This is a genomic window from Microvirga ossetica, from assembly GCF_002741015.1.
In the GTDB taxonomy this organism is placed as follows: Bacteria; Pseudomonadota; Alphaproteobacteria; order Rhizobiales; family Beijerinckiaceae; genus Microvirga; species Microvirga ossetica.
The window spans coordinates 3,776,021-3,784,801 of record NZ_CP016616.1 but is presented as its reverse complement, the minus strand read 5'-3'; the positions used below and the strand labels follow the sequence as shown (position 1 = coordinate 3,784,801).

General features: G+C 64.5%; 9 protein-coding genes, 1 tRNA gene and 1 pseudogene. 5 read left to right on the top strand and 6 right to left on the bottom strand.

Going from position 1 to position 8,781, the window contains the following annotated elements; translation table 11 throughout:
• Positions 1-134: 134 nt before the first annotated feature.
• The 4 genes from BB934_RS18035 to mnmA all read right to left on the bottom strand — a co-directional run bounded on the left by BB934_RS18035 (position 135) and on the right by mnmA (position 2,460).
• Positions 135-211, bottom strand: a tRNA-Met gene (locus tag BB934_RS18035).
• 111 nt (positions 212-322) lie between these two features.
• Positions 323-541: a hypothetical protein gene (locus tag BB934_RS18030; RefSeq protein WP_099510866.1), complete on the bottom strand. Its 219-nt coding sequence runs from the start codon at positions 539-541 to the stop codon at positions 323-325.
• 100 nt (positions 542-641) lie between these two features.
• Positions 642-1,283, bottom strand: coding sequence for a class I SAM-dependent methyltransferase (locus BB934_RS18025; protein WP_099512991.1), 642 nt, complete (start codon positions 1,281-1,283; stop codon positions 642-644).
• Between the two features lie 22 nt (positions 1,284-1,305).
• Complete coding sequence (gene mnmA, locus BB934_RS18020) at positions 1,306-2,460, bottom strand: tRNA 2-thiouridine(34) synthase MnmA (protein ID WP_099510865.1); 1,155 nt, start codon at positions 2,458-2,460, stop codon at positions 1,306-1,308.
• Positions 2,461-2,801: 341 nt separating this feature from the next.
• Between mnmA and sciP the strand changes: the two genes are divergently transcribed.
• The gene (sciP, locus tag BB934_RS18015; RefSeq protein ID WP_099510864.1) at positions 2,802-3,077 is read left to right on the top strand and encodes a CtrA inhibitor SciP; all 276 of its coding nucleotides are present in this window, start codon (positions 2,802-2,804) and stop codon (positions 3,075-3,077) included.
• Positions 3,078-3,288: 211 nt separating this feature from the next.
• Positions 3,289-3,510: pseudogene (locus BB934_RS18010) on the top strand (helix-turn-helix domain-containing protein); the annotation flags it as partial.
• Positions 3,511-3,516: 6 nt separating this feature from the next.
• On the opposite strand, the gene BB934_RS18005 reads toward BB934_RS18010, so the two are convergent.
• Positions 3,517-4,344, bottom strand: a complete 828-nt coding sequence (locus BB934_RS18005) for a class I SAM-dependent methyltransferase (RefSeq protein ID WP_099510862.1) — start codon at positions 4,342-4,344, stop codon at positions 3,517-3,519.
• Positions 4,341-5,354 (bottom strand): lysylphosphatidylglycerol synthase domain-containing protein, encoded by a 1,014-nt coding sequence (locus BB934_RS18000; protein ID WP_099510861.1) that lies wholly within the window; start codon positions 5,352-5,354, stop codon positions 4,341-4,343. Before BB934_RS18000 ends, BB934_RS18005 begins: the two co-directional genes overlap by 4 nt.
• A 323-nt stretch (positions 5,355-5,677) precedes the next feature.
• Between BB934_RS18000 and istA the strand changes: the two genes are divergently transcribed.
• From istA to BB934_RS17985, 3 genes are all read left to right on the top strand, one after another.
• The gene (gene istA / locus BB934_RS17995; RefSeq protein ID WP_099509451.1) at positions 5,678-7,216 is read left to right on the top strand and encodes an IS21 family transposase; all 1,539 of its coding nucleotides are present in this window, start codon (positions 5,678-5,680) and stop codon (positions 7,214-7,216) included.
• An 18-nt stretch (positions 7,217-7,234) separates the two neighbouring features.
• Positions 7,235-7,996 (top strand): IS21-like element helper ATPase IstB, encoded by a 762-nt coding sequence (istB, locus tag BB934_RS17990; protein ID WP_099509450.1) that lies wholly within the window; start codon positions 7,235-7,237, stop codon positions 7,994-7,996.
• Between the two features lie 152 nt (positions 7,997-8,148).
• Positions 8,149-8,772 carry a GNAT family N-acetyltransferase gene (locus tag BB934_RS17985; protein ID WP_099510860.1) on the top strand — a complete coding sequence of 208 codons (624 nt, stop codon included), beginning with the start codon at positions 8,149-8,151 and terminating at the stop codon, positions 8,770-8,772.
• The last annotated feature ends 9 nt before the right edge of the window (positions 8,773-8,781 follow it).

Sequence of the window (8,781 nt, the reverse complement as noted above, 5' to 3'; positions counted from 1 at the left end):
CGGAGCAATGCCGAGCAAGGAATGCGGCGCGGTAGCGGACCAGACTATTCCGAGATGTCGACGATCTTTAAAGCAATGACCTTTCCCAGACAGCAAAAAGCCCGCTAAGCTACTGCTTTTGCGGGCTTTTTTGATGGTAGCGGAGGAGGGATTTGAACCCCCGACACAAGGATTATGATTCCTCTGCTCTGACCAACTGAGCTACTCCGCCCCGGGAAGCGGGGCTGAGCCCCGCGTCAGGCAAGCGCGATATAGGGAAGGTTGCCCCCCAGTGTCAAGAAAAGACCGGCCATCGGCGCGCGGAAATATGGCAGCTGGATTTTCAGCCCTTGGGTTTCATGCGCCAGAGCTGGAAGCCCTCCGTCGAGATCGACTGCTCGATGGTCTTGCGCGAGAATTTATGCGGCGGCGTCTCGCGAGAATTGAGCGTTCCGGTCAGCCCCCAGGGACCATATTTGGCCGGGAGCTTGCTGCCGGACTCGTCGCCGGCGAAGGCGTGCAGATCGTCCTTGGCCTGAGATGTGAACATGAAGAGGCGCATGGGATTGGCTTTCCGTTAAGCATGGTGGCGACCCCTATTTAGATAGGGATCGAGGCCCGAAAGTCATCTTTTCGGTCCAGGGCCGGGACGGCTCGTGATCTCAGGTTTTCTTCCTGATTCTCATCAGCTTGAAGAAGCCGGCCGGGAACAGGGATCGGAGTTCGACCACCTCCATGCGCCCCGTTCCGCGCGCCCAGGTCTCGACGCGGGCGGCCTTGAAGGCCGAGCTCCAGCCGATCGCCTTGGCGACGGGCGAAGCCAGCTCCTCCAGGGCGGCGACGGGGCCGGAGGGCTGCCCCCAATGATTGGCGAGCACGATCTCCCCGCCCGGCTTCAGCACCCGCATGAACTCGTCGAGGGCCGTTTCGGGCTCCGGAACGAGGGTGATGATGAACTGCGCGGTAACGGCGTCGAAGGTCTCGTCCGGAAAGCCGAGGTGGGTGACGTCCATCACCTGCAGGCTCTTCACATGGGAGAGCCCTTTCTTCTCGACCTTGTCCTGGGCCCGGCGGAGCATGTCCTCCGACAGATCGACCCCATAGACCTCGGCGTGCCTGGGATAGTAGCCGAGGGACAGCCCCGTCCCGACACCGGCCTCCAGCACCTTGGGTCCGCAGGCCACGGCGGCATTCACCGCGGCGCGGGCGGCCGGTTCCGTCAGCTTGTCGTAGACGAGGTCATAGATCGGCGCCCAACGCGCATAAGCCTTGCGCATCAGGACGGTGGTCGCTCCATCCGTCATAAAGATCCCTTCGGTCGATGCCTCACGCCGCGGCGGGGGCGGCTTCGGCGAGAGTGCGAGCAATGGTGCCCCCGCCAAGCACGCGTGCCCGGGAAGCATCGCTCTCATAGATGACACAAGCTTGACCGGGAGACACCCCATCCTCCGCCGATAACAGCTCGACAATAGTGCCGGTTCCTGTGGATCGTAAGATGGCCGGACGCGGCTCGCGCGTGGAGCGGACGCGCACGGCCACCTCCATGCCGTTCTCGCCCAGGGCCTCGAGAGGCACGTCGCCGAGCCAGTTCACATCGGTGACGCGGATCAGGCGGGTGGCCAGGGCCTCCCGGGGGCCGACGACCACGCGGGCCTCCTTGGCATCGAGGCGAACGACATAGAGCGGCTCGCCCACGGACAGGCCGAGCCCCTTCCGCTGCCCGACCGTGTAGTGGATGATGCCCTCGTGGCGGCCGAGCACACGGCCGTCGAGATGGACGATCTCGCCGCCCTGCACGGCGCCCGGCTTGAGACGCTCGATCACGTCGCTGTAGCGCCCTTGCGTGACGAAGCAGATGTCCTGGCTGTCCGCCTTCTCCGCGACGGTGAGCCCGAATTCGCGCGCGAGATCGCGGGTCTTATCCTTGGGCAATTCGCCCAGGGGAAAGCGCAGCAGGTCGAGCTGCTCCGGCGTCGTCGCATAGAGGAAGTAGCTCTGATCCCGGTCCGGATCGGCCGCCCGGTGCAGCGCCCGGCGCCCATCCGGCAAGCGGCGGCTTGCCACGTAATGGCCGGTGGCGAGCACATCCGCGCCGAGTTCCCTGGCGGTCTCCAGGAGGTCGCGGAACTTGATGGAGCGGTTGCATTCGACGCAGGGGATCGGCGTCTCGCCCTCGAGATAGCTCTGGGTGAAGCGGTCGATCACCGCCTCCCGGAAGCGCGCCTCGTAATCGAGCACGTAATGCGGAATGCCGATGGCCTCCGCCACCCGGCGGGCATCGTAGATGTCCTGGCCGGCGCAGCAGGCGCCTTTGCGATGGGCGGCGGCACCGTGGTCGTAGAGCTGGAGCGTGATGCCGATGACATCATAGCCCTCGCGCTTGAGCAGGGCTGCGACGACGGACGAATCCACGCCGCCCGACATGGCGACGACGACACGGGTCTTCGAGGGATCGGTGGGAAGGTCGAGTGTGTTGAGCATGTTTCCGTCCAGAGGCGCCGTTCAAGGCGGCGCACAGGAGGGTGTGAAAGCCCTTCTATAGCGCATCGTGCGGAAAAGTGGACCCGGTTTTCGACGCTCAACGATGCGCCAGCCAGGAGTGGAGCATCGGATTGGATCCCAAAAATGCAAGGCCACTTTTGGGTCCGATGCTCTTGCGCCACAATTCTTAAAGGGAAAGTGCGCGGGAATAAGCCAACGTTAACGTTTATGGCTAAGCTTAGGCATTCTCGTAACCGCCTGATCGGGCTTAGGAAAACATTAAGTCCCGTCGCGTAGGTTCGAGCCTGTCAAAGGTCGTTGAATTTTTGTGTGAGCGTATCATGACCGAACCCCACCGCCCAAGGGTCAAGTATGTCATTGGGCCTGACGGCAGTCCCCTGACGATTGCCGACCTTCCTCCCTCCGGCACCCGCCGCTGGGTCATCCGCCGCAAGGCCGAAGTCGTCGCCGCCGTCCGCGGTGGTCTCTTAAGCCTCGAGGAAGCCTGTCAGCGCTACACGCTGACCACCGAAGAGTTCCTGAGCTGGCAGATGTCGATCGATCAGCATGGCCTGGCCGGCCTGCGCACCACCCGCATCCAGCAATATCGGCAATAGCTTTCCGACATCTCCGATGAAAAGGCGCTGCTCGACAACGAGCAGCGCCTTTTTCGTTAGAGGCGTCAAAACCGAGGGCAAAAGCGTGGCCGTTAAGACCTTTCTAACCATAAGATGAGCATAAACTCCTGAATCATTTCCCTTAAGGCAGGCTCACATCGTGCTTGGCATCCAGGATTCGTTGGAAAAGCAAGGATCAACCCAGGTGCATGCCGAAGCTGCAGATGCCCTGAGACGCGTCCTCATCGGCCGGACCATCGCCGATGTGGAGCGTCACCTCATCCTCGACACCCTCGCCTTCTGCTTCGGCAACCGGACCCATGCGGCGAGGATCCTGGGCATCTCGATCCGCACCCTGCGCAACAAGCTGAACGAATACATGGAAGCCGGCATTGCCGTGCCGGAGCCCGGGCAGAAGCCTGCTGCGGCCTGAACGGAGTTACAGCTTGCGCAACCAGAGGCTGGTCTCGTGCGCGCCCGGGACCAGCGGCAGCTCCGACAGGATGCCCGGGCCAAAAACGTCGGAACGATCCCGCGCCAGATAATGGCTGGCGAATGCCAATTCGTAGCCGCCGCCCTGCAGGAACGCGCCGGCGAGCAGCTGCTCGTTGTAGCCGCGCCAATCCCAGATCTTCGGATAGCCATAGGGCAGCGCGATGTCGTGGATGTGGACGAGCGTTCCGCCTGCGAGACGAGGCAGCACGTCGAGAAACAGGCGATCCACGTCGGTGCCGGGCATGGCGATATGGCTTGAATCGATGAACAGGATGTCTCCCGCCGCAAGAGCCTCGAACACACCTGGATCGGCATCCCGAAGCAGCACCTGCCGATGCTCCACCTCGAGCTTTCTCAAGCTCGCCCGCGGCGCGGGATCGATGCAGGTGATGCGGGTGGAAAGTGCCCCGTCCCGGACCGCCTGAGCCATGAAGCGGGTCGAGTGGCCGGAGCCGATCTCGACGATGCGCGCCGGCTTCTCCCGGCGGACGATGGCATAAGCCGCCGCCGCATCGAGCCGGGGGAACCAGCTCTGATCGAAGCGAGCAGGCCCCCTTCCCTGCAGGATCTGGCGGAGATCGCCGGCATGGCTCTCGATGGCCGCAAGCACCGATGAGAAGCGCGGCTGAGCCGCCTCGAACAGCGGCCGAAGCGCTGGGTAATCGAGCGGCTCGACGCTCTGCGCATAGCGATAGGGAATGAAGAAGCCGAGCCGTCTGACGCCGAGCAGCGTCGCAGCGCCGAAGCGCAGCCTTCGCCAGAAATGGCTCATTGATCGGACGAGGACAGGGGCGGCGGCGGCACGGTTCCCTCGGGCGCGGCGACCCGACCGCGCCAGGCTTGGGCGAGGCGCGCGCGCTCGAACATCAGCACGACCACAAGTGAGAGCCCGAAGGGGATCAGGAGATAGAACAGGCGGAAGATGATGAGCGCCGCCAACACGTCGGCCTTCGGGATGTCGGGCATCGCCGTCAGGAACACGAGCTCGAACACCCCGAGGCCGCCGGGAGCGTGGCTGACCAGAGCGGCGGAGAAGGAGGCCAGGAAGACGGCGAGCACGACGATGAAGCTCGGCTCGAGATGGGCCGGCAGCACGAAATAGATGATGCCCGCGGCGCCGAGAAGTTCGAGCGGCGCAGCGATCAGCTGGCGCACCATCACGGCGGGACGGGGATATTCCAGCTTGGCCTTGCGGATGACGAGCGGCGGCAGATGCAGGATGGAGCCGACCACATAGAGCGCGACGAAACCGAGCAGCAGCAGGCCGACGATGCGGGCCGTGGCCGGATTGGTCAGCATCGAGGGCAGAAGCTCCTCGAGCCGGTGCAGCAGGGTCGGATCGGCGACGAGAGCGATGCCGCCCAGCAGAATGGTGCCGAGTCCGAAGGTGAAGGAGCACAGGGCCACCAGCACCGCGATCTGGGGAGCGCCCAAGCCCTTCGACGTGTAGGCCCGATATCGCACCACCGCGCCGGAAAAGACCGAGGCGCCGATATTGTGCGACAGGGCATAGGTGGTGAACGAGGTGATGGAGACGAACAGCCACGAGATATGGTGCACGCCCAGATGCAGCAGGGCGATGCGGTCATACCAGGCCAGGGCGGCATAGGCGACCAGGGTGGAGAGGGCGGCAAGCGCGTAGCGGTGGGCCGGCACGGCGGTCAGACTGTCCCAGACATCGTCGAGGGACATGCCGCGCAATTCACGATAAAGAAGCCAGCCCGATATGACGACTGCCAGGAGCCCGATCACGGGCCAAATGAACTCACGCACATTCTTCATCGAGCCGGCAGCACTCCCTCATTCCCTCTTCTGTGCCTACAATCCCCTTGGTCCGCAAGGGGATATTGCCCTCACGCGGCATGACATAAGGTCCAATTCAGAAGGGCGGGGCGGTTGAGTGGTAGTCGGTCGTCCCGCCCGCTGCAACGGGAGGCGTGTCGGCGGGCGACAATCTGCGTGTTTCGCGTGATCGTGAGCAGCGATTTCGCGGCACCGTGAGCAACGATTTCAGAGGATCGTGAGCACCTTTTCGGAGGTGCCGGGAGCTTCGGCCGACAACTCAACCGGCTACGGGTGCCTCGTTCAACCCACGAGGAGGCCCGATGCCAACCCAGAGATTGTCGATGCGCCGGATCCGAGAAGTACTTCGTTTAAGACATGTCCAAGGCCTGACCGAGCGCGTCATCGCGCGCACGCTGGGGATCAGCAATGGCGTCGTTCATGGCTACCTGCGCCGCGCCCGTCTGGCAGGGCTGAGCTGGCCGCTGCCGGACGGGCTCGATGACGACGCGCTCGAACTCCTGCTGTTTCCGGCACCATCCTCGGCTCAGACCGATCGGCGCCCGGTCCCCGACTGGGTTTATGTCGAGAAGGAGCTGCGCCGGCGTGGCGTGACGCGCGTGCTGCTCTGGGAGGAATATCGCGCCGCCCATCCCGATGGCTTCGGCTACACCTGGTTCTGCACCACCTACGAGGCCTGGAAGGGGCGCGTTCGCCCAACAATGCGCCAGACCCACAGGGGCGGCGAGAAGGTGTTTGTCGATTTTGCCGGCGACACCATCGACGTCTTCGATCCGCTGACCGGCCAAGCCCATCCCATGAAGCTGTTCGTCGCCGCCATGGGCGCCTCCAACTACACCTATGCCGAGGCCTGCGCGAGCGAGAGCCTGCCGGACTGGATTGCCGTGCACGCCAACCTGTTTGCCTTCCTGGGCGGGGTTCCGAAGTTCGTGATCTGCGACAACCTCAAGGCGGCGGTGACCAATCCCGACCGCTACGATCCCGGCCTCAACCGCACCTATGCCGAGATGGCCGGCCATTACGGCACCGCCATTCTCGCGGCGCGGCCGAGACGCCCGAAGGATAAGGCCAAAGTTGAGGTCGCGGTCCAAATCGCCCAGCGCTGGATCCTGGCCCGGCTGCGCAACCATCGCTTCTTCGCGCTCGCCGAGCTCAATCGCGCCATTCGCAGCCTGGTCGTCGAACTCAACGCCCGCCAGATGCGCGGCTTCGGCTCCAGCCGGGCCGAACTCTTTGCCGAGATCGACCGGCCCCGGCTGGGAGCGCTGCCAGACGAGCCCTACGTCTTCGCCCGCTGGAAGCGCTGCCGCGTCGCGCCGGACTACCATGTCGAGGTCGACGGCCACTGGTACTCCGTGCCCTACCGCCTGATCCGGGAACTCGTCGACGTGCGCCTTGCCGGTGCGACGGTCGAGATCTTCCACAAGGGCCAGCGGGTCGCCAGCCATGCCCGGGCGCCGAACCGGCGCGGCCACACCACCGTTGCCGAGCATATGCCGAGCGCCCATCGCCGCCACGGCCAGTGGACCCCACGAGGCCTGATCGCCGCCGGTGAACGGATTGGGCCCTCCGTCGCGGCTTTCTTCGAGGCGGTGATCGCCGACCGTCCACATCCCGAGCAGGGCTTCCGCACCTGCCTCGGCATCCTGTCGCTGGCCAGGAGCTATGGCGACACCCGCGTCGAGGCCGCCTGCCGGCGCGGCCTCCTCATCAAGGCACGCTCCGTCGCCTCGATCCGGTCGATTCTCAAGAATGGCCTCGACCGCGCCGTCGTTGACGAGACGCCCGACCACGAACCCCTGCGCCACGGCAACATCCGCGGCCAGGGTTACTTCCACTGAACCCAGGAGACCCAACCGATGCTGACCCATCCCACCCATGAGCGCCTGATCGCGCTTGGCCTGACCGGCATGGCCAAAGCCTTCGAGGAGCAGCGACGATTGCCCGATCTCGACGCTCTGTCCTTTGAGGAGCGCATCGGGCTGTTGGTCGACCGCGAAGCGGCCGAGCGCGACACCAAGCGTCTCACCGCGCGGCTCAAGTTCGCGGCGCTGCGCCAGAACGCCTGCGTCGAGGACGTCGATTGGCGAACCCCGCGCGGCATCGATCGCGCGGTCTTTGCCCGGCTGGTTGTTGGCGACTGGATCGACCGGCATGAGAATGTGCTGATTACAGGGGCGGCCGGCCTCGGCAAGAGCTGGATCGCCTGCGCGCTCGGCCACAAGGCCTGCCGGGATAACCGCTCGGTGCTCTACCACCGCGTGCCGCGCCTGTTCGAGGCATTGGCGCTCGCGCGCGGCGACGGGCGCTATGGCCGCCTGCTCAAGGCCCTCGGTCGCGTACAGGTGCTGATCCTCGATGATTGGGGCTTGTCAGTGCTCACCGGGTCCGAGCGGCGCGATCTCCTGGAAATCCTCGACGATCGTCACGGCCGCTCATCGACCATCGTCACGAGCCAGGTTCCCGTGGACGCATGGCATGACCTGATTGGGGATCCCACTCTTGGAGACGCAATCTTGGATCGTCTTGTTCACAATGCCCACCGCCTTCAACTCGCCGGAGAAAGCATGAGAAAGCAGAACGCCAGAGCCCGCCCTCTTGACGGCGACCAAATCTCCTGACTCCATCACCCCATCGGTCGACGCGACCGCTCATGATCGCGTGAAATGCCTGCTCACGATCCCACGAAATGAGCGCTCACGATCCGCGAGATGCGCACGACAATCCCCTTATCAAGCCGGTTTCTCTCCCTTAGCATCCCGAAAGGTACGCGATGTCGGTATATGCGGCAGCAGCTCTCAACCTCGACGGCTATACCGACCTGCCGCCGGACAAGATCGCGACGATCGTCACCTATCTCGAGATGCGGGAACGCCCGTCCCTGTCTCCCGCTCCGGTGCCGCAGGGTTGGACGCTCCAGCGCATCGATGCGGACCTCGCGCGCTACCGGAGGCTGTTCCGGATGGTGGGCGAGCCATGGCTCTGGTTCAGCCGGGCCGTGATGCCCGACGACCGTCTCGCAGAGATCCTCGGCGATCCCGAGGTCGAGGCCTATGCCCTGAACGACGGACGTGCGGATGTCGGCCTGCTGGAACTCGACTTTCGGACGGAGGGTGAGGTGGAACTGGCCTTCCTTGGCCTCGTCCCAGGCTTCATCGGCCAAGGAGCCGGCCGCTTCCTGATGAACGAGGCCATCGCCCGCGCCTTCGCCCGGCCGATCCGGCGCTTCTTCGTCCATACCTGCACGCTCGATGCCCCGGGCGCCCTCGCCTTCTATCTCCGCTCGGGCTTTACGCCCTACAAGCGCGCGATCGAGGTGGCGGAGGATCCCCGCCTGCTCGGCTTCCTGCCGCGGGAATCGGCGCCCCATGTTCCGGTCCTCAAACCCCGGACATGAAAAAGGACG

Bases quoted from the DNA above. Each gene is read 5' to 3' on its own strand.
- BB934_RS18030 (WP_099510866.1), bottom strand. From the start codon at position 541: ATGCGCCTCTTCATGTTCACATCTCAGGCCAAGGACGATCTGCACGCC.
- BB934_RS18025 (WP_099512991.1), bottom strand. From the start codon at position 1,283: ATGACGGATGGAGCGACCACCGTCCTGATGCGCAAGGCTTATGCGCGT.
- mnmA (WP_099510865.1), bottom strand. From the start codon at position 2,460: ATGCTCAACACACTCGACCTTCCCACCGATCCCTCGAAGACCCGTGTC.
- sciP (WP_099510864.1), top strand. From the start codon at position 2,802: ATGACCGAACCCCACCGCCCAAGGGTCAAGTATGTCATTGGGCCTGAC.
- BB934_RS18005 (WP_099510862.1), bottom strand. From the start codon at position 4,344: ATGAGCCATTTCTGGCGAAGGCTGCGCTTCGGCGCTGCGACGCTGCTC.
- BB934_RS18000 (WP_099510861.1), bottom strand. From the start codon at position 5,354: ATGAAGAATGTGCGTGAGTTCATTTGGCCCGTGATCGGGCTCCTGGCA.
- istA (WP_099509451.1), top strand. From the start codon at position 5,678: ATGCCAACCCAGAGATTGTCGATGCGCCGGATCCGAGAAGTACTTCGT.
- istB (WP_099509450.1), top strand. From the start codon at position 7,235: ATGCTGACCCATCCCACCCATGAGCGCCTGATCGCGCTTGGCCTGACC.
- BB934_RS17985 (WP_099510860.1), top strand. From the start codon at position 8,149: ATGTCGGTATATGCGGCAGCAGCTCTCAACCTCGACGGCTATACCGAC.